Origin of the sequence: Micropruina sonneratiae (genome assembly GCF_025972045.1) — a bacterium.
Lineage (GTDB): Bacteria > Actinomycetota > Actinomycetes > Propionibacteriales > Propionibacteriaceae > Micropruina > Micropruina sonneratiae.
The window spans coordinates 257,619-280,177 of sequence record NZ_JAPDHX010000004.1 but is presented as its reverse complement, the minus strand read 5'-3'; the positions used below and the strand labels follow the sequence as shown (position 1 = coordinate 280,177).

19 protein-coding genes are annotated in these 22,559 nt (G+C 68.9%); 10 read left to right on the top strand and 9 right to left on the bottom strand.

The window, feature by feature from the left end; genetic code table 11:
* Positions 1-55 precede the first annotated feature (55 nt).
* The gene (locus tag OIE40_RS12310; RefSeq protein WP_264702670.1) at positions 56-1,660 is read left to right on the top strand and encodes a phytoene desaturase family protein; all 1,605 of its coding nucleotides are present in this window, start codon (positions 56-58) and stop codon (positions 1,658-1,660) included.
* 89 nt (positions 1,661-1,749) lie between these two features.
* On the opposite strand, the gene OIE40_RS12305 is transcribed toward OIE40_RS12310, so the two are convergent.
* From OIE40_RS12305 to OIE40_RS12290, 4 genes are read right to left on the bottom strand one after another with little or no spacing between them, the layout of a single operon-like run.
* Entirely contained in the window at positions 1,750-2,214 is a 465-nt protein-coding gene (locus OIE40_RS12305; protein ID WP_264702668.1) for an SRPBCC family protein, read from the bottom strand.
* Positions 2,211-4,289, bottom strand: coding sequence for a catalase (locus tag OIE40_RS12300; protein ID WP_319805231.1), 2,079 nt, complete (start codon positions 4,287-4,289; stop codon positions 2,211-2,213). Before OIE40_RS12300 ends, OIE40_RS12305 begins: the two co-directional genes overlap by 4 nt.
* A 55-nt stretch (positions 4,290-4,344) precedes the next feature.
* Complete coding sequence (locus tag OIE40_RS12295; protein WP_264702666.1) at positions 4,345-5,172, bottom strand: hypothetical protein; 828 nt, start codon at positions 5,170-5,172, stop codon at positions 4,345-4,347.
* A 25-nt stretch (positions 5,173-5,197) separates the two neighbouring features.
* Positions 5,198-5,827, bottom strand: coding sequence for a TetR/AcrR family transcriptional regulator (locus OIE40_RS12290; RefSeq protein WP_264702664.1), 630 nt, complete (start codon positions 5,825-5,827; stop codon positions 5,198-5,200).
* A 36-nt stretch (positions 5,828-5,863) separates the two neighbouring features.
* On the opposite strand from OIE40_RS12290, the gene OIE40_RS12285 reads away from it, so the two are divergent.
* Entirely contained in the window at positions 5,864-6,511 is a 648-nt protein-coding gene (locus tag OIE40_RS12285) for an HAD family hydrolase (RefSeq protein ID WP_264702662.1), read from the top strand.
* Positions 6,512-6,668: 157 nt separating this feature from the next.
* Here OIE40_RS12285 and OIE40_RS12280 read toward each other — a convergent pair whose 3' ends face one another.
* Positions 6,669-8,180 (bottom strand): succinyl-CoA:acetate CoA-transferase ScpC, encoded by a 1,512-nt coding sequence (locus tag OIE40_RS12280; RefSeq protein ID WP_264702660.1) that lies wholly within the window; start codon positions 8,178-8,180, stop codon positions 6,669-6,671.
* A 93-nt stretch (positions 8,181-8,273) separates the two neighbouring features.
* Here OIE40_RS12280 and OIE40_RS12275 point away from each other — a divergent pair, with 93 nt between their 5' ends.
* Positions 8,274-10,196 (top strand): alpha/beta hydrolase family protein, encoded by a 1,923-nt coding sequence (locus OIE40_RS12275; RefSeq protein WP_264702658.1) that lies wholly within the window; start codon positions 8,274-8,276, stop codon positions 10,194-10,196.
* A gap of 36 nt (positions 10,197-10,232) precedes the next feature.
* Here OIE40_RS12275 and OIE40_RS12270 read toward each other — a convergent pair whose 3' ends face one another.
* The 4 genes from OIE40_RS12270 to OIE40_RS12255 form a co-directional block, all read right to left on the bottom strand.
* The gene (locus tag OIE40_RS12270; RefSeq protein WP_264702656.1) at positions 10,233-11,570 is read right to left on the bottom strand and encodes an MFS transporter; all 1,338 of its coding nucleotides are present in this window, start codon (positions 11,568-11,570) and stop codon (positions 10,233-10,235) included.
* Positions 11,567-12,115 carry a winged helix-turn-helix domain-containing protein gene (locus OIE40_RS12265; protein WP_264702655.1) on the bottom strand — a complete coding sequence of 183 codons (549 nt, stop codon included), beginning with the start codon at positions 12,113-12,115 and terminating at the stop codon, positions 11,567-11,569. Before OIE40_RS12265 ends, OIE40_RS12270 begins: the two co-directional genes overlap by 4 nt.
* A gap of 196 nt (positions 12,116-12,311) precedes the next feature.
* Positions 12,312-13,184 (bottom strand): D-hexose-6-phosphate mutarotase, encoded by an 873-nt coding sequence (locus OIE40_RS12260; protein ID WP_264702653.1) that lies wholly within the window; start codon positions 13,182-13,184, stop codon positions 12,312-12,314.
* 242 nt (positions 13,185-13,426) lie between these two features.
* The gene (locus OIE40_RS12255) at positions 13,427-14,776 is read right to left on the bottom strand and encodes a sugar transferase (protein ID WP_413774499.1); all 1,350 of its coding nucleotides are present in this window, start codon (positions 14,774-14,776) and stop codon (positions 13,427-13,429) included.
* Between the two features lie 537 nt (positions 14,777-15,313).
* Between OIE40_RS12255 and OIE40_RS12250 the strand changes: the two genes are divergently transcribed.
* The 7 genes from OIE40_RS12250 to OIE40_RS12220 are packed head-to-tail and all read left to right on the top strand — an operon-like array spanning position 15,314 to position 22,559.
* Positions 15,314-16,492, top strand: a complete 1,179-nt coding sequence (locus tag OIE40_RS12250) for a DUF1972 domain-containing protein (RefSeq protein ID WP_264702650.1) — start codon at positions 15,314-15,316, stop codon at positions 16,490-16,492.
* Positions 16,493-16,519: 27 nt separating this feature from the next.
* Positions 16,520-17,653 (top strand): Gfo/Idh/MocA family protein, encoded by a 1,134-nt coding sequence (locus OIE40_RS12245; protein WP_264702649.1) that lies wholly within the window; start codon positions 16,520-16,522, stop codon positions 17,651-17,653.
* Between the two features lie 8 nt (positions 17,654-17,661).
* Positions 17,662-18,525, top strand: coding sequence for a hypothetical protein (locus OIE40_RS12240; protein ID WP_264702648.1), 864 nt, complete (start codon positions 17,662-17,664; stop codon positions 18,523-18,525).
* A complete protein-coding gene (locus OIE40_RS12235) occupies positions 18,525-19,676 on the top strand; it encodes a glycosyltransferase family 4 protein (protein ID WP_264702647.1) in 1,152 nt (383 codons plus the stop codon). Before OIE40_RS12240 ends, OIE40_RS12235 begins: the two co-directional genes overlap by 1 nt.
* 24 nt (positions 19,677-19,700) lie before the next feature.
* On the top strand, positions 19,701-20,738 hold the full coding sequence (locus OIE40_RS12230; protein WP_264702645.1) for an esterase-like activity of phytase family protein: 1,038 nt from the start codon (positions 19,701-19,703) through the stop codon (positions 20,736-20,738).
* Positions 20,731-21,651 (top strand): sulfotransferase domain-containing protein, encoded by a 921-nt coding sequence (locus tag OIE40_RS12225; RefSeq protein WP_264702643.1) that lies wholly within the window; start codon positions 20,731-20,733, stop codon positions 21,649-21,651. Before OIE40_RS12230 ends, OIE40_RS12225 begins: the two co-directional genes overlap by 8 nt.
* Positions 21,648-22,559 carry a protein kinase family protein gene (locus OIE40_RS12220; RefSeq protein ID WP_264702641.1) on the top strand — a complete coding sequence of 304 codons (912 nt, stop codon included), beginning with the start codon at positions 21,648-21,650 and terminating at the stop codon, positions 22,557-22,559. The genes OIE40_RS12225 and OIE40_RS12220 overlap by 4 nt, the downstream gene beginning before the upstream one ends.

Sequence of the window (22,559 nt, the reverse complement as noted above, 5' to 3'; positions counted from 1 at the left end):
CGGTGAGGGCGGGACAAATGGGTACGGGTCGGGCAGCATGCCAGCAGGAGGTCGAATGCCCAACCCGTCACCGCCAGCCGCCGCCGACGCCGTCGTGATCGGTTCCGGACCCAACGCCCTGGTGGCCGCGAACGCGCTCGTCGATGCGGGCTGGGACGTGGTGGTGCTCGAACAGCAGCCCAGCCTGGGCGGGGCGGTACGCAGCGCGGAGGTGGCGGCGCCCGGCTACGTGACCGACCTGTTCAGCGCCTTCTACCCGCTGGCGGCGGCGAGCCCGGTGCTGCGCGGGCTCGACCTGGGGCGGCACGGCCTGGCCTGGAGCCAGGCGCCGGCGGTGCTCGCGCACGTGACGAGCGACGGGGGTGCTGCGGTGCTGCACCGGAACGCCGACGACACCGCGGCGGGCCTGGACGCCTTCGCCCCCGGCGACGGGGACGCCTGGCTGCGGCTGGTCGACGACTGGCGCCGGCTGCGCGACCCGCTGCTCGACGCCTTGTTCACCACCTTTCCCCCGGTCGGTGCGGGGCTGCGGCTGCTGCGGCGGCTCGGCACGGCCGGTGCGCTGCGGCTGGCCCGGCAGGCCACCATGGGGGTCCGCCGGTTCGCCGCCGAACAGTTCGACGGCGCGGGCGGGCGGCTGCTGCTGACCGGCAACGCCCTGCACACCGACCTGGGACCCGAGGCGGCCGGCAGCGCGTTGTTCGGCTGGCTGCTGTGCATGCTCGGTCAGGACGTCGGATTCCCCGTGCCCCGCGGCGGGTCGGGCGAGTTGAGCGCGGCGCTCGCCGCCCGGGCCGTGGCGGGCGGGGCGCAGCTGCACACCGGGGTCGAGGTGACCGGTGTCGAGGTGGCCGGCGGCCGGGCCACCGGCGTCCGGCTGGCCTCGGGGGAACGCATCCTGGCGCGGCGGGCGGTGCTCGCCGGCGTCAGCGCCCCCGCGCTGTACACCCGGCTGCTCGAGCCGGGCGACGTTCCGGCGCGACTGCTGGACGACCTGCGCCGCTTCCAGTGGGACCACAGCACGCTGAAGGTGAACTGGGCGCTGCGGTCGTCGATCCCGTGGCGAGCGGCCGCGGCGGCCGGGGCAGGCACGGTGCACGTGGGTGCCGACGAGGACGGCATCGTCGACTTCGCCGCCGACCTGACGGTCGGACGCGCCCCGCGGCGACCCTTCCTGCTGGTGGGGCAGATGACCACCGCCGATCCCAGCCGATCACCGGCCGGCACCGAATCGGCGTGGGCGTACACGCATCTGCCCCGGGCCTTGGCCGACGACCGCGCCGTGCTGGACACCCAGGTGCAGCGCCTCGAGGAGACGATGGAGCAGGCCGCGCCGGGCTTCGGTGACCTGGTGGTCGGACGCCACGTGCAGCACCCGCTGGACCTGCAGGACGCCGACGCGAACCTGTCCCGCGGTGCGATCAACGGCGGCACCGCCGCGCTGCACCAGGAGCTCGTGTTCCGCCCCACCCCTGGGTTGGGCCGCCCCGGAACCCCGATCGCCGGGCTCTACCTGGCCAGCGCCTCCGCGCACCCGGGCGGAGGCGTGCACGGTGCCTGCGGCTGGAACGCGGCCCGGGCTGCCCTGCGGGACAACGGACGGGCCGGCACCGTGCGGGCCGCCCTGGCCCGGACGGCCTGGAGCCGGGTGCTGCGCTGAGGCCGTCATCCCGGGCCCTCGTCATCCCGGCCGCCTCGACACCGGGGCCCCTCGTCATCCCGGCGGACGCCGGGATGTCTGGAACCGTGCTACTTCCTGCCCTGGGCGAGCAGCGCCAGGCGGTACAGCGTTTCGGTGTTGCGGGGCCGCAGCAGCAGGTGCCGCAGCGGTGCCGGCATCAGGCGTCCGGGCCCTGCGACGGCGTCCTCGGTGATCGTCACCACCGAGTTCGCCTCCCCGTCCGGCCGGATCGTGAGGGTGACCCGCGCCTCGCCGATCGGCCAGCCGCGGGCGGTCAGAACGAGTTCGCGTCCGGGTTCGGCCGAGTCGACCTCGGTCACGTCCTGAACGATCAGCGGCCAGGGTCCGAAGGCGTGATGCACCCGGGTGCCGGGCGCCGGCCAGCCCTCGTCGACGTCCCGGACCCGGGACGCGCCGACCACCCAGGTGGCGTACGACCAGCCGTCGGCCAGTACCGCCCAGACGGCCGCCGCGGGGGCGGCCACCCGGCGGGTGACCGTCGGGCCGGGCGTGCGTGCGGCGTTCGCGCTCATTGCGACACCGTAGCGAAGCGCTCCCATACCCGGTGGGCCTCGAGCAGGTCGACCAGCCCGCCGGCGAGCTGCGGTGCCGTCCCGGCCAGCATGCCCGCGGCGGCCGCGTCCAAGCCCGCGGCGCTCAGCACCGGCTCGGCGTCGGTCAGCGCGCCGATCGGCTTGGCGTGCCGCCAGGCCTGCTCGAGCAGGGTGCGCACCCGCGGATCGACCTCGGACCGCAGGCCGTCGGCCTTGGCGTCCAGGCTGGGCAGGGCGTCCGGCGCGGGCGGCGTCGCCGAGGCGACCAGCACGGCGTCCAGTTCGGGTCCGACCGCGGTGGCGTAGCTGCGCTCGACCACTTCGCCCTCGACGGTGCCGCCGGCCGGAGCGATCAGCAGCGGGGTGAGCCCGGCGCCGCGCAGGGTGGCGAGCAGGCCGGGCAGTTGCGGAGCAGGGTCGCTGCCGACCAGCACCCCGACCTTGCGGCCGGCCGCCGGGAAGCGGCGTCCGACCATCGACAACGCCGGCGAGCTCGTCGGCTGCGACTCCACCGATTCGGACGCCGGCGCCGGCAGCCCCAGTCCGGCGGCGACCGCCGCGCACAGACCGGTGTCGATCAGGGCGAGCTGCTGCAGTTGCCGCTCCCTGATCTCCTGCTCGAACACGTGCGCCAGCTCGAAGGTGTACGCGCCGATGACGTGGTCGCGCTCGACCGGCGACAGGGACCGGAAGAACAGGCCGGCCTGGCTGTGATGGTCGGCGAAGCTGGCCGGGTTCTCCCGCACCCGGCGCGACGCGGGGAGCTTCTGCGGCACGTCGATGAACGCGTCCTGCGCCACCGTGAACGGGCACCCGCCGCCCAGCGAGTTCGGCAGGTACGGGGCCACGCCGCGGTGGACGTCGTGCTGATGCATACCGTCGCGCAGCAGGTCGTCGACCGGAGCGGCGGGCCGGTTGATCGGCAGTTGGTTGTAGTTGGGCCCGCCGAGCCGGGTCAACTGGGTGTCGACGTAGCTGAACAGCCGCACCTGCAGCAGCGGGTCGTTGGTGACGTCGATGCCGGGCACCAGTTGGCCGACGTGGAAGGCGACCTGCTCGGTCTCGGCGAAGTAGTTGGTCGGGTTGGCGTTGAGGGTGAGGGTGCCGATGATCCGCACCGGCGCCAGCTCCTCGGGGATCAGCTTGGTCGGGTCGAGCAGGTCGATGCCCTCGAACATCTCCTCGGGGGTGTCCGGCATCACCTGGACGCCCAGATCCCACTCGGGGAAGTCGCCGGCGTCGATGGCGTCGGCCAGGTCACGGCGGTGGAAGTCCGGATCGGCACCGCCCAGCAGCTGCGCCTCCTCCCAGGTGAGGCCGTGGACGCCGAGTCGCGGCTTCCAGTGGAACTTCACCAGCGTCGTCTCGCCGTTGTCGTTGGTCAGCCGCCAGGTGTGCACCCCGAACCCCTCCATCATCCGCAACGACCGCGGGATGCCGCGGTCGGACATGTTCCAGATGGTGTGGTGCTGCGCCTCGGTGTGCAGCGAGACGAAGTCCCAGAACGTGTCGTGGGCGGACTGGGCCTGCGGGATCTCCCGGTCCGGGTGCGGCTTGCCGGCGTGGATGATGTCGGGGAACTTGATCCCGTCCTGGATGAAGAAGACCGGAATGTTGTTGCCGACCAGGTCGTAGTTGCCTTCCTGGGTGTAGAACTTCACCGCGAAGCCGCGGGTGTCCCGGGCGGTGTCGGCCGAACCACGCGAGCCCAGCACGGTGGAGAATCGGGCGAACACCGGCGTCCTCGTGGCGCGGCGCAGGAAGTCGGCACGGCAGATGCCCTCGGCGGCGCCGTTGGCGACGAAGGTGCCGTGCGCGGCGGCGCCGCGGGCGTGGACGACCCGCTCGGGGATACGTTCGTGGTCGAAGTGGGTGATCTTCTCGCGCAGGTGGTGGTCGGCCAGCAGGATCGGTCCGCGCGGACCCGCCTTCAGCGAATGGTCGGTGTCGGACAGCCTGGTCCCGGTCGAGGTGGTCAGCCGGTCTCCGCGCTGGTGCGGCGCCTTTTGGACGCCGGGCGCCCCATTGGTCAGGTCGGTGTCGTTGGCAGTCATGGAATGGAGGTACCCAGGACGGGCCGGATTCATGCGCCGGGCGCGGCGGCCACGCTCAGCGGTAGCGGGGCAGCGGTCCGTAGACGACGTTCTCGACCGGCTCGGAGTAGGCGACCCGCGGGTTCCGCAACAGGTCCCAGCGCGCGAAGAAGCGCGTGCTGGCCGGCAGCCACAACGGCGCGGTGGCCAGCGCCGCCAGGGCGATCGAGAGGGCGGCGAGCGGGGTGAGCAGCAGCGACAGCAGGCAGACGCCGGTCGCCACCGCACCGCCGATGCGAGTCCAGCGATAGCCGGCGAAGGCGTAGTAGCCGACCGTCGTCACCGCCGCGGCCACCAGCACCGCGATCGCGCAGCACACGATGGCGAACATCACCCGCTGCCAGCTGGCCGGTTCGGAGGGGAACTGCGTGGTCAGCCAGGTGGCTTCGTTGAACTTGTCGTCCTTGGTCCACTGGTTGTCCCCGACCTCGACCCAGGGTGAGGCCATCTGCCACATCGCCAGCAGCAACCCGGCGGCGACTGCTCCCGCGGCGGCGAAGAACAGCGTGGCGCTGACCCAGATCGTCCAGGGGCGCACCGGACGCCCGGTGCGCTCGTTCATGCGCGCCAGCCGTTTGGGGGCGGACGCCGCAGGCGCGAGGGTGGCGATTCCGCCGTGCAGGGGCGGCTGGAGCTCGGTGGTGCGGGCCGCGTCGGGCTGGGAGGCCACCTCGACCGGGCGTCCGACCGGTGGCGGCTGTTGGGCCGACTGCTGGGCTGTCGGGTCCTGGCCCTGGGGCGGCGGGTAGCCGACCGGCGGTTGGGCGGCGTCCGGGCGTGGGGGCTGGTTGGCCGAGCCCCCGTCGGGGCCGACCGGGTTGCCGGTGGGTGCTGGCCAGCTCATCGTCCTCCTGAGTCCGAGGGCCAGCCTACCCAGCCGGCGAGTCGGGCTCCGCGTCACCGTCGACCAGCACCTGCTGCATCGCGGGGCCCAGCAGCTCGGCGATCTCGTCGTGGGACACCGACACCAGGGCGGGCAGCCGCAGGATGTAGCGGCTGAGCGCCATGCCGAGCACTAGGCTCACCGCCAGTTGACCGCGCAACCGGTGGTCGGCGTGCCCGTACCGCTCGGCGATGGGCCCGAACAGCTCCTTGGACATGAACTCACTCAGCGGACGCCGCACGGAATCCTGGGCGACGGCGGAACGGAGCATGGCCGTGAACCTTTCGCCACCACCGTTGGGCGCGTCGTAGACGGCGAGCACCGCCGCGACCGCAGCCCGCCCCACATCCTCGCGCGGCCCGGACAGGATGCGGCTTAGGAACCGCTCCGCCTCCAGCGGCTGGTCGAGCACGGTCTGGGCGAACAGGTCGGCCTTGCTGGCGAAATAGTGGTGGATCAGGGCGGGGTCGACGTCGGCTTCCCGTGCGATGGCGCGCAGCGAGACCTTGTCGTAGCCGACGGTCGAGAACAGCGCCAACGCAGACTGGGTGATGATGCCGCGAGTGTCGACTCGGCCGGGCCGGCGCCCGCGCCGCTTGGGCGGGCTGTCCGTCATGCTGTCGTCCTCTCCTGCGCCCCATAGGGTGGAACAGTGAATTTACCCATCCCGGGCACCGTTCTGTTCGATCTGGACGGAACCCTCGCCAACACGATCCCGCTGATCGTGGCCACCTTCAAGCGCACGGTCGGGCAGACGCTGGGCTGGGAGCCCAGTTTCGAGCAGTGCAAGGAGTGGATCGGCAGGTCGCTCAGCGAGACCTTCACGGCGCTGTCGCCCGAACACGCGGACGAGTTGATGGTGCGCTACCTCGAGTGGAACCTGGCGAACCATCGTGCCTACGTCACCGCCTTCGACGGCGTGAGCGGGCTGATCGACGCTTTGGCCGCGTCCGACCGGCGCTTCGGGGTGGCGACCTCGAAGCGGTACGACTCGGCGCTGCTGACCCTGGACTGCGTCGGGCTGACCGGACGCGTCCGGCTGCTGGCCACCGAAGAGGACACCGCCGCGCACAAGCCCTCGCCCGAGCCGCTGCTGTTCGCGCTGCGCCGGTTGCAGTGCGACGCCGACGACGCCGTCTACGTCGGGGACGCCGTGGTCGACCTTCAGGCGGCGCACGCGGCCGGCGTCCGGGCGATCGGGGTGACCTGGGGTGCCGCGTCGGAGGACGAGCTGCGCGCCGCCGAGCCGGAGGCCCTGGTGCACGACGTCGCCGAACTGCGCGCCCTCCTGGCGCTGTAGGTCAGCCCTCATCCCGGGCTTGCCCTTCGTCATCCCGGACTCGACCGTCGTCATCCCGGGCTTGCCCCGGGATCTCGTGACCGCAGGCAGCGACCGGATCCCGACGTCCGACCGGAGATTTCGGCGTCCGCGGGTCGACGGCACTGGGGGCGTGCCCTCAGGCCGGCTGCATCGTGCCGGTCTCGAGGAAGCGCTGGTGCCAGGACAGTGCCAGACGCAGGTCGTGCGGCGTCTGCTGGCCGTTCGCGACCTGTTGGGCATGGTCGAAGTATTCCTGCAGCATCGGCCGGTAGGCCGGATGGGCGCAGGTCGAGATGATCTTGCGGGCACGCTGCTTGGGCGACAGACCGCGCAGGTCGGCGAGCCCCTGCTCGGTGATCAGCACCTGGACGTCGTGCTCGGTGTGGTCGTGGTGGCTGACCATCGGCACGATGCACGAGATCGCGCCGCCCTTGGCCACCGACGGGGTGACGAACGCGGCGATGAACGAGTTGCGGGTGAAGTCGGCCGAGCCGCCGATGCCGTTCTGCATCCGTGAACCCATGATGTGGGTCGAGTTCACGTTGCCGTAGATGTCGGCCTCGATCATGCCGTTGCAGGCGATGACACCGAGCCTGCGGATCATCTCAGGGTGGTTCGAGATCTCCTGCGGCCGCAGCACGATCTTGTCCCGGTAGTGCTTGGCCTCGTCGTTCATCCGCTGCGCGTATTCGGGCGACAGCGAGAACGCAGTGGCCGAGGCGACCGTCATCTTGCCCGAGTCGATCAGGTCGACCATGCCGTCCTGGATCACCTCGGTGTACGAGGTCAGGTACTCGAACGGGCCGCTGGCCAGGCCGGACAGCACCGCGTTGGCGACGTTGCCGACTCCGGACTGCAGGGGCAGCAGGTCCTTGGGCAGGCGTCCGTGCTTCACCTCGTGGGTAAGGAACTCCAGGAAGTAGCCCGCCATCATCTCCGAGTCGGCGTCGGCCGGCTTGAACGGGGTGTTGCGGTCGGGGTCGTCGGTCTCGATGACGGCGACCACCTTGTCCAGGTCGATGCTGTAGTTGCGCTGTCCGATCCGGTCACCGGTGTGGGTGAGCATCACCGGCTGGCGCTCCGGTGGCAGCCTGGTGCCGTAGTAGATGTCGTGCATGCCCTCGAGATCGGCGGACTGCCACGAGTTCACCTCGAGGATGATCTGCTGGGCGCGGTCGAGGAAGGTCTTGTTGTTGCCCACCGATGACGACGGCACCAGCGAGCCGTCCTGCTTGACGGCGGTGACCTCGACGACGGCGGTGTCGAGGGCGCCCATCGAACCGGCCCAGATCATCGGCGCCAGGTGCGAGAGGTGAATGTCGGCGTACTCCGAGATGCCCTCGTTGATCTTGCGGCGCATCATCGGGTCGGACTGGTAGGGGGTGCGGAAGCTGATCCCGTCCACTTCGGCCAGGACGCCGTCCAGTTCGGGAGCGGTCGAGGCGCCGGTGAACAGTCCGATCTGGAACTCCTCGCCGCGCTCGTGGGCGGCCTTGATCTGGGCGGCCAGCGCGGTGGGGACCTCCTTGGGGTAGCCGGCGCCGGTGAAACCGCTCATGCCGACGTTGGTGCCGGGCTTGATCAGCTTCGCGGCCTCTTCAGCTGTGGTGATCTTCTTGCGCAGCTGCTCGTTCTGGACCCGGGACATTCCCACCCTCCATGGACTTTTCCTGACTACTACACAGCATAGTACTCAGCGTCGTCACCGACCACATCGTCGGGTGCCCCATACGGTGGGGCCGTGACTGCTTCAGCCTACGGTTCCTGGCCCTCCGACGTGTCCGCTCGGCAACTTTCCGTCGCCGGCGTCCGACTCTCCGAGCCCCGCTACGACGGCGACGACCTGTATTGGCTGCAGGGACGCCCGGCCGAGGCCGGCCGGACGGCCCTGCTGCGCCGCCGCGACGGTGTCGTGGCCGAGGTCGCGCCGGGAGTCAGCGCCCGCAGCCGGGTGCACGAGTACGGCGGCGGCGCCTGGGACGCACGCGGCGGGGTGGTGGTGATCAGCTCGGACCCCAGCGGTGTGGTGCTGGCGGTGCGGGCCGACGGCGTCCGCCCGCTCACGCCCGAGGGCCGGGGATGGCGCTTCGCGGACCTGCGGGTGTTTCCCGCACTGGGCATCGTGCTGGCGGTCCGCGAGGACCACTCGGGACCGGGTGAACCCGTGAACACCCTTGTCGCGCTTCGATTGGGGGGCATGAACTCCGACGGCGGCGCCGTCGTGGCCGCGGGCGCCGACTTCTACGCGTGCCCCGAGCTGAGCCGCGATGGCCGGCTGGCGTGGATGCAGTGGAACCACCCGGCGATGCCGTGGGATTCCTGCCAGATCAGGGTGGGGCGGCTCGGGGTGTCGTCGAACGGGGCCGTCGTCGACTCCGAGCAGCTCGTGGCCGGCGGGCCGGACGAGTCGGCGGTGCATCCGCTGTGGCGGGGGAGCGAGTTGCTGTTCAGTAGCGATCGGAGCGGCTTCTGGGAGCTGTACGGCTGGGCGGGCGGGGCGGTCGAGCAGCTGACTCGTGGCGAGGTCGATCTGGTGGAGCCGTTCTGGGTGTTCGGACGACGTCCGTTCGCCGTGACCGGCAGCGGCGAGGTGATCGTCCGTCCCCGCGTCGACGGCCGCTCCGCCCCGATGCTGGTCACGCAGGACGGGTATCGCCCCTTGTCGGAGGGCATCGTGGACTGTGACAGCCTGGACGCCGCCGGCGACCGGGTCGTCGCGCTCGCCCAGTTCGCCGACGCGCCGAGCGCCATCGTCGAACTGCGCGACGGCGTGCTGAGCACCGTCGACGCCTCCAGTGCGACGACCCTCGACCCGGACGCCGTCAGCGTCGCCGAGGCGGTGACCTGGCAGGGTGAGGCGGGTCAGGTGCACGGCTGGTTCTACGCCCCGCGCACAGCCGTGGTCGAGCCGGGTGAGGGCGGTGTGGATGGGTCCGCACCGATCGAGCCCGGTGAGCCCAGGCCCGCCGAACTGCCACCGATGATCGTGATCAGCCACGGCGGGCCCACCGCCTTCTCGACCGGCGGGTTCAACCTCGCCGTCCAGTTCTGGACCACCCGTGGGTTCGCCGTCCTCGACGTCAACTACAGCGGCAGCAGCGGCTACGGGCGGGCCTACCGCGACCGGTTGCAGGGCCAGTGGGGCGTCCTGGACGTGTCGGACTGCATCGCCGGCGCGCTCGCTTTGGCCGAGGCGGGCCGGGTCGACGGGCAGCGCCTGGCGATCCGCGGCGGGAGCGCCGGCGGCTACACCACGCTGCAGGCGCTGACCACCTCGACCGTGTTCGCGGCCGGCTGCAGCTATTACGGCATCGGCGACCTGGCCGCGATGGCGTCCGACACCCACAAGTTCGAGTCGCGGTACCTCGACGGGTTGATCGGGCCCTGGCCCGAGGCGTCCGAGCTGTACGCCGAGCGCTCGCCGATCAACCACGTGGACGCGCTCGACTGTCCGATGCTGATCCTGCAGGGCGCCGACGACAAGGTGGTGCCGCCCAACCAGGCCGAGACCATGGCGGCCGCGGTCGCGGCCAAGGGCCTGGACGCCGAGCTGATCGTGTTCGACGGCGAGGGCCACGGCTTCCGCAAGTCCGAGACGATCGAGCGTGCGGTCGAGGCCGAGCTCGCGTTCTACGCTCGCACCTTCGGCTTCGCCCAGCCCTGAGGGGGTTCGGCATCCCGGGATCTCCGCCGCGCGTCATCACTGCGCGGCGGCACCCTCCGCCGCCCTGATCTCGGCGGTGTTGATCCGGCGGCGGGCGAACGGCAGGATGGCGAAGTGACCCAGCGCGGCGATCACGAAGACCGAGCGCAGCGCCCAGTCACGACCGATCACGGGTTCGACAAGGGTGGCGATGGCGCCGCCCAGCAACGTGCCGATGGCGATCGTGCCCCAGCCGAACAGTCGGTACACCGAGTTCACCCGACCGAGCAGGCGGTCCGGGATCAATCGCTGCCGCAGCGACACCGTGACGACGTTCCACACCACGATGAACACGCCGGAGGCCACGCCCAGCAGCCAGAACGGCACCGTCCAGGCGAGCACCCCCATCAGCCCGATCGACGCACCCTGGCCGACGATCGACACCAGCAGTGCCGTGCCGGGCGTCAGCCGTTTGGTGAGCCGGTCCGCCACCAGCGAACCCACCACTGCCCCGGTGGCGATGCCGGTGCCGACCAGACCCAGCTGCCACCCCTCGTAGAGGCCGAGCACGTCCTGCACGAACAGCACGTAGATCGAGAACGAGATGTTGCTCAGCAGGTTCAACGCCCCCAGCAGGAACGCCAGCGAGCGGATCAACCGGTGCTCCCACAGCCAGCGGACACCCTCGCCGATCTCGGCCTTCCAGTTGATCCGGGTCCGCTCGGCGGCCCCTGCGCCGCCGGGCACGAAGCTGCCGACCAGCGCGAACACCATCGCCGCGCTGACCGCCAGCAATCCCGCGTTGACCAGGAACGGGATGGCCAACGCCACGGTGACCAGCACGCCGCCCAGGGGCGGCCCGACGAAGCTGTTCATCGTCGTCTCGGAGGCCCACAGGCGTCCGTTCGCCTTCTCGAGTTGGGACTTGTCGACCAGAGCGGGCATCAGCGTCTGCGCGGTGTTGTCACGCAACACCTCGGCGCAGCCGAGCAGCACCCCGGCGATGCACAGAGCCGTCACCAGCAGCGGCCCGCTGGCTGGTTCGGGGGCGCCGGCGGCCAGTTGCTCAGGGGTGGGCAGGCCCCCCTGATGCACCCAGACCAGGACGCCGAGCGCCACGACCACGACGACCCGGCACACATCCATCCAGCCGATCAGCAGCCGGCGGTCGAAGCGATCGCCGATCACGCCGGCCGGCAGGGTGAAGAACAACCACGGGAGGCGTCCCGCCACTCCCACCAGCGCGATCAGCAGCGGATCGCGGGTGACCGTGGACGCCAGCCAGACCAGGGCGACCTGCATCAGTCCGTCGCCGAGGTTGGCGGCCGTGGCGGACGCGAACAGCTTGCGGTAGTTGGCGCCCAGCCCGGCGCCGGTCGCCGTGGCGCCGCTCATTCGTCCGCCTCGTCGGGCAGCGGGGGACGCGGGGTCGGGTAGAGCCCGAACACCAGGGCGTAGGTGAGGTCACCGGCGGGTGGTTCGGCCATGAACTCCAGCAACAGTTCCTGCATCCGGCGCTGCCACTCGTGGGCGCGCTCGAGCGGAATGCGTGCGTGCCGGACGTTGGCCGCCTTGACGACACCCTCGTCCGGCGCAGTCGTGATCTGGGACGCCGCGGTGGCCAGCACCCGCGCCTCGTCGCCGACCGCCTCGTGCGCACGGTCGTACCAGAACACCCGTGCGGTGCGTCCGTAGTACTTGGCCTCCAGGGCGCGGACCCGCTTGGTGCGGACGACCCTCACCAGGCCCGCCTCGGCCAGCACCTTGAGATGGTGACCGATGGTGCCCTTGGGTTTGCCGAGCACGTCGGCCAGCTCGGACGTCGTGGCCGCCCGTTCGAGCAGCACCGAGACGATCTCGCGACGGGTCTCCTCGAACAGAGCCCGGTACTGGCCGGGGTCGGTCAGGGCGAGCTGGTCGTCCAGCTCGTAGTCGGGCACTGCTCTACGGTCGGCAGAAGCCGTATCGTCGGTCACAGCAGTATGGTCGGTTAATGCCGACCGTTGCGTCAAGCCGTAGCGTCCCGGTGTTCAGCCACCGTTATTCCAGGCCTGCCCCCGAGATCTGTCTGGTCGGCACCGCCCGCCCCATTCGGGCACCGTCATCCCGGGCCTGCCTCGGGAACTGTCCGGCGGCTCAGGCCGCCGGATCCAGAGAGGCGACCTCGATGCGCTGGCTCATCCGCCAGTCCTCGCCGGGTAGCAGGGTGCGCGAGTCGGCGAACGCGTTGGCGGCCTCGACGCAGACGAACCCGGTCCATTCGCCTTCGCCGATGTCGGCGATCCCCGCGGCCCCGGAGTCCCATGGGTTCCAGACCACGACGTTGGCCGCCCCGTCGGAGACGAGCTCGAGGCGGCGTCCGAGCTGCGGATCCTCGACGGTGACCGCGCCATCGTGCAGATACACCCGATCGGTGGGACCGGTCAGCCGCAGCGGCCCATCCTGGACGTTGTCGAACAGTGGCACGTCGGCGTTCTTGTCGAGGTAGGTGGCGCCCTCGAGGCCGCGTACCCGAATTAGCCGAACGTCGCCGACCGCGAGGTAGGTGTGCAGCGCCTCTTCGATCGTGAACGCCTCGTCACCGGTGTTCTCCACCGTGAGTGAGACCTCCAGGCTGTCGGCCGTCGAGCGGGCCGTCAGCGTGGCCCGGTACGGGTGTGGGAACTGCGGCTGTTCGCCGGTGATGCTGGGATCGATCCGGTACTCGACCTGCAGGGCGCCGCGCTCGTCGCTCACCTGCCCGCGCTGCCAGGTTGTCGCGCGGACGAAGCCGTGCGCCGGCTTCTTGTCTCCCTGAGCGCCCGGACCGAACCACGGGAAGCAGATCGGGATGCCTCCCCGGATCGCGGTTCCGTCGGCGAACCTGGTGGCCGAGCTAACCCACAGGACGGGGTCGTCGGACCCTTCCGGACGCCAGGCGACGACGTGCGCGCCATGGTCGTGGATGCGGAAGCGGCTGTCGGCGCTCTCGACGCCGGGTAGTGGAGCGGTGACCTCGGTGTGGCTCATTGCTGGAGCCTATTCACCTCACGGGCGGGAAGCAGCACTTAGTCGGCCGAAGAATGAAGCACTGCGGAGCCGGTTGTCCGACTCCGCAGTGCCCTTTTTGAGCCCGGGGGGATGGGCTCGCTTCGGGTTTCGTCCGTCCTCTGTGGCCAGACTGGGTGTTGCACTGCGGGCCGGCCGGGTAGTCCGGACCCGCAGTGCGGAAAGGGCCAGGGGGGCTGGCCCGGCCTAGGTGGTGTGGCGGTTCAGTAGGCGCCGCGTGATCCGAGGACCGCCCCGGCGGTGCGCATCAGAATCGAGAGGTCCTGGATGATCGACCAGTTGTCGACGTAGTAGACGTCGAGCCGGACGGTCTCGTCCCAGGGCAGATCCGAGCGGCCGGACACCTGCCACAGGCCGGTCAGGCCGGGACGGACATCCAGCCGACGAACGGCGTCGCGGTCGTACTGCGCCACCTCCTTGGGCAGCGCGGGACGCGGACCGACCAGGCTCATGTCGCCGCGGAACACGTTCCAGAACTGCGGCACCTCATCGATCGAGAAACGGCGGATGAACTGTCCGACGCGGGTGATGCGCGGATCCTTGGCCATCTTGAACAGGACGCCGGCGCCCTCGTTCTTCGCGGCCAGCTCGGCGAGCTTCGCCTCGGCGTCCACCACCATGGAGCGGACCTTGAGGCACTCGAACTCTTCGCCGCGACGTCCGACCCGGACCTGCTTGAACAGGATCGGGCCGCCGTCCTCGAGCTTGATGGCGATCGCGACCGCGGCCATCAGCGGAGCGCTGAGCAGCAGCAGAATGCTGGAGCCGATCAGATCGAAGGCACGCTTGACCCAGCGCGAAGCCTGCATCGCTTGCGGCCGCTCGACGTGCACCAGCGGGAGCCCGGCCACCGGACGCGGGTTGAGCCGCTCGGCGCTGATGTCGGTCAGGGCGGGCACGACGACCATATGGACGTCATGCTCCTCGAGTTCCCAGGCCATCCGCTTGAAGTGCTGGCTGGTCGGGAAGGAGCCCTCGGCGAAGATGACCGCGTCGATCTCGGTGTCGCTGGCTAGGCCGACAACCTCGGAAACGTCACCGATGACCGGGATGCCCGCCCTCGTCTCCTCGATCTCGGCCGAAGTCACGGCGCCGACGATCTGGTAGCCGAGCCACTTCTCGCGGCGCAGCACCTTGGCGATGTCATCGATGTGAGCTGGAGCGCCGGCAACGATGACAGGGGTCAACATCATGCCCCTGGCGCGCAGCTTGTTCAGGGCCTGGCGACGCGTGAACCTGCCGATCAGCAGGGCGGGAACGCCGACCAGGAACAGCAACATGAAGAAGCCGCGAGGGAGCGTGAACTGCGTCAGGTAGCAGGAGATGCCGATGGCCCCGGCCAGCATTCCTGAGGCGGATGCCACGCGCTGGTACTCGATCATGCCGTGCTGCAGGTGGTTCAAGGAGTAGGCCCCGTTGAGCGCCAGCAAGGCGAGCCAGGCGGCCGGGATCGCGTAGTAGGCCCACGACGCGTCTCCAGGGATCGGCATGTCGCTGAAGCCAAGCGCCAATCGACCCGCATTGGCGGCGAGCGCGGCGACAGCGATGATCAGTGCGTCGACCAGAGCCAGGTAAGTCTGCCGACTGGCAGTGGAACTCGGCCAGCGCCGGACAGCGACACGCGCCCGGAAGCGTCGCTGCGCAGCCTGAACGTAGGCGTCCAGAGTCGTCATAGGTGTGGATCCCCCCCGGGAAAGTCGCGAACTCCCCCCGAGTTCGCTACGAGCGCCCCCCAGCACTCGTTGGGGAATCCTCGCACAGCGACGGGTCCCGTGGCAACCCGGGACCCTTATGCCTTCGGTGAATGAGATGCCGAACGACCCAAATGCCCGAGGCCGCGGTTCGCGTCCTAGGCGTGGATGTGGGACAATTCAGCCGGGAGACGTGTCCGCTATCGGTCGGTTTTCCACAATCCGGGGGGATTCGAGCGGTGACATTCGTAGGCCGCTGAGCAGTCGCGCACCGCGACTGTCCATCTTCTTCAGCGTCCCGGTGTCGCGCCGGTAGGCTGTGCTACGCGCCGCTCGCCCCCATTGCTGTTGCGCGTCTTGCCCGACGCGGGGCCGTCGATTCCCGAAGGAGATTCAGGCTTGCCCAAGAGCCACGCTGAGGTCACCGCCGCCAACGATTCCAACGATGGGCGCCCCGTCGTCCGCATTCTCGGCACCCACGGGGTGCCTGCGAACTACGGCGGCTTCGAGACGGCAGCCGAGAAGGTCGGCCTCCACCTATTGGCGTCCGGGTGGCGGGTGATCGTGTACTGCCAGGTCGACGGTACCGGCGAGATCACCTACGACGAATGGAACGGTCTCGAGCGGGTCAACGTGCCGGTCGACCTGCCGGGCTGGCGGGGCACCTCGCTGTTCGATCTCAAATGCGTCCGGCACGCCAGTAAGTTCGATGACCTGTGCCTGGTCTTCGGCTACAACACCGGCATCTTCAACACCTGGCAGCGGTTCAAGAAGATCCCCATGGTGATCAACATGGACGGCATCGAGTGGTCTCGGGCTCGGTGGGGTTTCTTCCGTCAGGCCATCCTGTACATCAATGAGCGCTTTTCGGCCGCGGTAGGCAATCACCTGATCGCCGACCACCCAGAGATCGAAAAGTACTTGTGGACGCGCGCGCCCAAGCGCAAGGTGACGATGATCGCCTACGGCGCCGACGAGGTACTCGAGGCCGACGAAGCGCCGGTCCGGGCGCTCGGGCTCGAACCGGGGAGATACCTCACGCTGATCTGCCGGCCGATTCCGGAGAACTCGATCGTCGAGCTGGTCAAGGGTTTCTCGTTCAAACCGCGCGATTACAAGCTGGCCATTCTCGGCAACTACGACCCCGAGACCGACGACTACCACCGACAGGTGGTGGAGGCGGCCTCCGACGACGTGGTGTTCCTGGGCGCGATCTTCGACCCCGACGTGGTGCAGCCGCTGCGCTTCCACAGTGCGGCCTACCTACATGGGCACACCGTCGGCGGCACCAACCCGTCCCTGGTCGAAGCGCTCGGCGCCGGCAACGCGGTGTTGGCCCATGACAACGCTTACAACCGCTGGACCGCTGGGCCGGATCAGGCGTACTTCGCCAGCGCGCAGGACGTGGCCGCTGAACTGGATGCCATGTTGGCCGACCCTAGGGTGCTGGCAGCGATGAGTGACGCGGCGCGCGAGCGCTACCGCTCCGGTCTGACCTGGCACCAGATCGGGGAGCAGTACCGGCTGCTGCTGAACCGGTACCTGCCCCAGAACCTCAAGAACCGCTCCAAGAACTGATCCGGAGGCACGCGAACAATGGTGAAAGTGGCCGTCATCGGCCTCGGCAAGATGGGTATCTCGCACCTGTCCATGGTGCGGGCGTTGCCCGGGGTGGAAGTGGTCGGCATCGTCGACGCGACCACCTACCTGCTGGGGGTCCTGAAGAAGTACACCGGGTTGAACACCTACACATCGCTGGACAAGCTGCTGGCCGACGTGACGCCGGACGCCGCCATAGTCGCCACCCCGTCGCGGCTGCACTACCCGATGGTGAAGCAGTTGCTCGGGGCGGGCCTTTCGGTGTTCTGTGAAAAGCCGTTCACGCTGGCCAGCGTCGAAGGCGACGAGCTCGTCCAGCTGGCCGCCGCCAAAGGGCTGGTCACCCAGGTCGGCTATCACAACCGCTTCGTCGGCGCCTTCGGCGAGGTCAAGCGACTGTTGGACGCGGGTGCCATCGGCACCGTCACCCACGGCCTCGCCGAGGCGTACGGCCCGGTGGTGCTCAAGCCGCAGGGCGGCACCTGGCGCAGCAAGAGCACCGAGGGCGGCGGCTGCCTGTACGACTACGCGGCGCACCCGCTCAACCTGATCAACTGGTACCTGGGCGAGCCCGACGGGGTTGGCGGCACCGTGCTGAACAGCGTGTTCAGTGCTGAGATCGACGACGAGGTGTCGTCCACCGTCTACTACCCGGGCGGCCAGACCGTCTCGGTGTCGGTCAACTGGTCGGACGAGTCGGTGCGCAAGATGACCACCCGGATCACCCTGTGGGGCACGGGCGGGCGCATCTTCGCCGATCGTCAGGAGGTGCAGGTCTACCTGCGCGAGGACTCCGTCATTCCCGAGGGCTACCAGGCCGGCTGGAACGTCCGGTACACCACCGAGCTGACCGAGCCGGTCAACTTCTACCTGCGCGGCGAGGAGTACACCGCGCAACTGGCCCACTTCATCGAGCGGGTCGAGAGGAACGAGACCGGAGGGGTGAACACCTTCGAGTCGGCGGTGGTCACCGACCGGCTGATCGAGCGGATGATCGAGGACTCCAAGCGCGGTCCACGGGTGCTGATCAGCGACGACGTGATCAAGGAGCCGGTGAAGCAGTCGCTGCCGGCGAAGGTCCGGACCGCGGTGGCGTCCGGCATCAAGCGGGTCCGGGCCCTGCTGCCCGGCCAGAAGTGAGGTCGGCGATGGACAAGCTGCTGTTCGGAGACAACCAGTTCTTCGGGGTCAACCACATGTCGGAGGAGAAGGCGCGGCAACAGCAGATGCGCTTCCAGAACACCGACGCGGTCATCGACGTGCTCAAGGACGCCTACGACGAGGGTGTCACCACCTTCATGTGCACCACGCACGACCGTATCGGCGAGGTCGCCGACTACTTCCGCGAGAACCGCGAGCAGTACCCCGACTTCACCTTCTTTCCCGGCATGCCGTACGCGCACAAGTACGCCAACGCCATCACCACCGACGGCATGATGGGCGCGCTGCGCCGGTTCACGCCGAACGAGGGCGTGGTGGACGCAGCCATGCGCGGCACGTCCGCACTGGTCGGGAAGGACATCGAGGGCATCGTCACGTTGCTGATCGACGCCGAGATGAAGATGTTCGAGGGGCTGCCGACGCCGGTGATCTGGCTGCAGAACGTGGTCACCGACCTGCTGCTTGGCATGGGCTTCAATGAGGCGTTCAGCATCTTCGCCGAGCACGTGCGCAGCCGCTACAACGCCGAGCCGGGCTTCATCACGATGAACCTGCCGATGCTGGCCGGCGCGCTGGAGAAGCAGAACATCGCCTCGCCGCTGATCTGCTCCAACATCAACAAGATCGGCTTCCGCATGTCCGGCGGAATGGACGCCTACCACGCCGCACTGCAGTCGCATGACTTCCGCCCGGTGGCCATGTCGGTGTATGCGTCGGGAGCAATTCCTGCTGACGAAGCCATCCAGTGGGTGTGCGAGCAGCCGAACATCGAGGCGATCGTGTTCGGGGCGTCGTCGCGACGCAACATCGCCGGCACCAAGGAACTGGTCGACAAGTACTGGAGGAAGTGATGGCGGGGGACCCGCGGACCGTCCTGATCGCCAACCCTGGGGCTGACCTGTACGGCTCGGATCGGATGACGGTCGAGAGCGTCAAGGCCCTGGTGGCCGCCGGCTACCGGGTGTTCGTGACGGTGCCGGGCCCGGGCCCGTTGATCGAGCTGTTGACCGACGCGGGTGCCACTGTGCTGGTACAACCGACTCCGATCATCCGAAAGAGCCTGATGTCGGTGCGCGGGCTGCTGAAGCTGTTCCGCGAGGCGGTGTCGGCCTGGGTACCGTCGTGGCGTCTGCTCCGGTACACCGATGCGGGAACGGTGGTGGTCAACACGATCACTCCTCCCTTGTGGTTTCCGCTCGCTCGGCTGACCGGCCGGTCCGTGGTGTGTCACGTGCATGAAGCCGAGGGCACCGCGAATCCGCTGGTCAGGGCAGCGCTGTACCTACCGCTGGTGTTCTGCCAGAGAATCGTGATCAACAGCCGCTTCAGCCTGGGCGTCCTAGCCCGGTCAGCCCCATGGCTGGCCGATCGGACACGAATCGCCTATAACGCCGTTGCCGGACCGGCCGAAGTCGTTCCTCCCCGTCAGGCGCTCGATGGTGCGGTGCGGTTGCTCTTCATGGGACGCCTGTCGCACCGCAAGGGTCCGCACGTGCTCATTGACGCCGTCGGCGTGCTCGAGAAGCGAGGGCGTCACGTACGGCTGGGGTTGCTCGGTGCCGTCTACGCCGGGAACGAGGCGTACGAAGACGAGCTGCGGCGGCAGGTCGACGCGAAGGGTCTCCACGATTCAGTGGACTTCCTGGGGTTTCGACCGAGCATCTGGGACACGGTCGCGCACAGCGACATCGTCTTGATCTCTTCGGTGGTCGACGAACCCTTCGGAAACACCGCCGTCGAGGCTTCGTTGGGCGGCCGTCCCCTCGTGGTGAGTGACATAGCCGGCCTCAAGGAAGCGAGCGAGGCCGCACGCAGCGCCATTCGCGTCCCCGCCGGTGATCCGGAGTCGTTCGCCGACGCCGTGGAGGAGATCATCGAGCGGTGGCCGCACTACAGCCGGGCCGCGCTGGAGGACTCGGTGACTGTCGCCGAGCGCTTCTCGGCACGGCAGTACGCCGATGCCTTCGTAGACGCAATCGGTCTTCGGCCGCTGAAGGGATGAGTCGGAGTGTCTTGGCGCTGCGGCGTGCGAAAGCTGACTGCTTGCCTCGTGTCGGCGGTTCTGATCGCCCTTGCCGTGAACCCCGTACCCGCCCGCGCTGACGAACCCAAGACCGTGGAGTTCGTGATCAGTGACCCTCGCATCACCCAGTCGTCCGGGTTGGCAACCGACACCGACAATGACGTCTACTGGACGATGAACGATGTCGGCGATCCCGGCATCGTCTACGCACTACGGGCCGACGGGTCCACCAAAGGCGTGCTGAGATACGACGCCCAGCCTGCCGATGTCGAGTCAATCGCCTACGTCGGCGGTCGGCTCTACGTCGGCGAGACAGGTGGCAACCGTGAACCCCGGCAGACCGTCGTGGTGCGACGATTCAACCAGCCTCGGCCCGACGGCTCGACGCAATCGTTCGACACTCTTCTCTTCACGTTTCCAGACGGGAACAAGGACACCGAGGCGATGCTGGTGGGCGCTGACGGTTCAATGACCTTCGTGAGCAAGGGAGCCACCGGGGGCGGAATATACGTCAGTGCTCGGCAGCCCAGTGTTGGCGCCGACAACGCGCTGACGAAGGTGGCGGATGCCCCACAGTATGTGACGGACGCCACCCACCTGCCGGACGGTCGGATCGTGCTGCGAAGCTACGTCGCCCTGTTCGTGCTTGACCCACACGACTATCACGTGGTCGCGCAGGGGCCGGCTTCGGGGTTGGTGCAAAGTGAGTCCGTCACCGTGCCGTTGCGGGGGACGGGCTTGCTGATCGGAACCGAGGGCGTTGATTCGGAAGTACTCCGAGTGTCCATCCCGAGCGGGATGGCGAACGTACCGGTGATCAGCCCGTCCCCTACAACCTCTGCGGTCACAGCCACTCCCAGCCCCGAGCCCGTGCCCGACTCTGAGAACGGTACGGCGTGGTGGTCGGTAGGTGCCGGTGGAGTGATCCTCCTCGGTGTTGCGCTCGGCCTGCGGAAGGTCCGAGAGCGTCTGGTCGTGCGTAGGAACGAGCCGTCCGACCACGGGTCGGGCGACGAGAGAGAGGATGAAAGCAATGGTTGAAAACCGACGCCTCACCGCGGCTGGCGAGTCGCTCGTGCGACTCGTCAAGCGAACCGGTAGCGGAGCATTCAGGGTCATGGGTTCGCTGACGGCGCGGTTCCGACCGATGCCCGACTTCCTTCTGATCGGGACCAAACGGGGCGGAACCACCTCGCTCTACTACGACCTGCTGAAGGTCCCGCAGATCATCAGCATGTTTCCGTCCGCCCGATTCCTGCCCAAGGCGAACGAGACCAAGGGGGTTCACTTCTTCGACTCCTTCTACAAGCGGGGCCTCAACTGGTACCGCTCGTACATGCCGTCGATCTGGGCGCGGCAACGAGCCGAGCGCGCGCTCGGCAAACGCGTCGTGGTCGGAGAAGCCTCCCCGTACTACCTCTTTCACCCTCTCGCCGCGGCGCGTGCCTATGCAGCTGCACCGAACGCCAAGATCATTCTGCTGTTGCGTGACCCGGTGGAGCGCACGTATTCGCACTGGAAGGAGAGGCGTCGCGGAAACGCCGAGCCACTGGAGTTCGCGGAAGCCCTGGTGGCTGAGGGGCAGCGCCTGGCCGGTGAAGAGGAACGCATCATTGCCGAAGCGCCTGACTACGTCAGTTATCCGCACGAGCAGCAGTCGTACGTGGCGCAGAGCAGATATGCCCGCAGCCTGCGTCGATGGGCCGACCTGTACGGCATGGACAACATCCTCGTCCTGACCAGCGAGGAGTACTACGCCGACCAGCCGGCCGCAGTCGCGGCGGTCGCGGCGTTCCTGGGCCTCGATGCGCCCCCGATCAAGTCGGGAGGCCATCTGAACGCCGCCCCGGGAGCGACGATGGACGCCGAGGTTCGCGAGCACCTCAGGAGCGAGTTCGCCGAGGACAACGCCGAACTCGAACGGATGATCGGCCGTACCCTCCCTTGGGAATGAACGTGCACCTCGACCACCGCTCAGTGCGGTTCCCCAGCAGCGGGCACATCTGGGTTCCGCAGCATGGACGCCGCGCTGCTGCGGCGGGACTGTCCATGCACTCGCCGTGCAGGCCGCTCAAGGTGCTGGCTCAGCGCGTGCTCTACCTCGGCGTCCGCGCGTTTGGTTCGCGGGTGCTTCCCGGCGAGCGCGACTCTTGGGAGGATCCTCTGCCGCAGGATCAGTGGCAGCAGGTGTTGGCCGAACTGAGAAGCCACACGGGCAGCTTTGACTCGCTGGTCCTGTACCGCCGCCCGCAACGCGGTAGGACAGGGTTCGCGGCCCTCCTCTTGCGCGAGGGTGCGGGGGTCGGTTTTGCTCGTTTCCACCCTGACGCCGGGCGCATCGAGCGGGAGTTCCGCATCGTATCCGGTATTCACGCCGCGCGCCCCCAGAGCTTCGACGTCGCACGTCCGATTGCCTCTGGCCGCGTGGACGAAGGGGGTGCGTGGCTTCTGAGCGAGTCGTTGCCCAACTATCCGCTCGGCGCGGTGCGGGATGCAGGTCAGCGCGATCGAGTGGCTGACGAGCTCGCTGACCTCCTGGCGGCGGTTGTTGACCGGGATGACGCGACGCCGGCCCATTGGCGCGCGGCACACGGGGATCTGTCGCCCTGGAATCTGCGCACCCTCCTGTCGGGCGCCGTCAGGGTCATCGATTGGGAGGACGCCGGGTTCGCTCCGCCAAGGGCGGACCGGATCTACGGTGCGCTGACTGCTGCGACCACGTTCGGCGCCCCCCCGCCCTCCAGCGCGCCGGGGGAAACGATCGATTGGCTTCAGCAACTCATCGTTGCGCGGGGCCGGGGGACTGCAGACGCAGCCGACCGGGCAATGCTGGACGCCTTGGCGGTCATGACGCGGGAGTAG

What these genes read in the sequence shown, in the direction of transcription:
- OIE40_RS12300 (WP_319805231.1), bottom strand. Translation starts at nt 4,289, where the DNA reads ATGACTGCCAACGACACCGACCTGACCAATGGGGCGCCCGGCGTCCAA.
- OIE40_RS12305 (WP_264702668.1), bottom strand. Translation starts at nt 2,214, where the DNA reads ATGAGCGCGAACGCCGCACGCACGCCCGGCCCGACGGTCACCCGCCGG.
- OIE40_RS12225 (WP_264702643.1), top strand. Translation starts at nt 20,731, where the DNA reads ATGGTTGAAAACCGACGCCTCACCGCGGCTGGCGAGTCGCTCGTGCGA.
- OIE40_RS12260 (WP_264702653.1), bottom strand. Translation starts at nt 13,184, where the DNA reads ATGAGCCACACCGAGGTCACCGCTCCACTACCCGGCGTCGAGAGCGCC.
- OIE40_RS12295 (WP_264702666.1), bottom strand. Translation starts at nt 5,172, where the DNA reads ATGAGCTGGCCAGCACCCACCGGCAACCCGGTCGGCCCCGACGGGGGC.
- OIE40_RS12220 (WP_264702641.1), top strand. Translation starts at nt 21,648, where the DNA reads ATGAACGTGCACCTCGACCACCGCTCAGTGCGGTTCCCCAGCAGCGGG.
- OIE40_RS12270 (WP_264702656.1), bottom strand. Translation starts at nt 11,570, where the DNA reads ATGAGCGGCGCCACGGCGACCGGCGCCGGGCTGGGCGCCAACTACCGC.
- OIE40_RS12280 (WP_264702660.1), bottom strand. Translation starts at nt 8,180, where the DNA reads ATGTCCCGGGTCCAGAACGAGCAGCTGCGCAAGAAGATCACCACAGCT.
- OIE40_RS12235 (WP_264702647.1), top strand. Translation starts at nt 18,525, where the DNA reads ATGGCGGGGGACCCGCGGACCGTCCTGATCGCCAACCCTGGGGCTGAC.
- OIE40_RS12310 (WP_264702670.1), top strand. Translation starts at nt 56, where the DNA reads ATGCCCAACCCGTCACCGCCAGCCGCCGCCGACGCCGTCGTGATCGGT.
- OIE40_RS12290 (WP_264702664.1), bottom strand. Translation starts at nt 5,827, where the DNA reads ATGACGGACAGCCCGCCCAAGCGGCGCGGGCGCCGGCCCGGCCGAGTC.
- OIE40_RS12240 (WP_264702648.1), top strand. Translation starts at nt 17,662, where the DNA reads ATGGACAAGCTGCTGTTCGGAGACAACCAGTTCTTCGGGGTCAACCAC.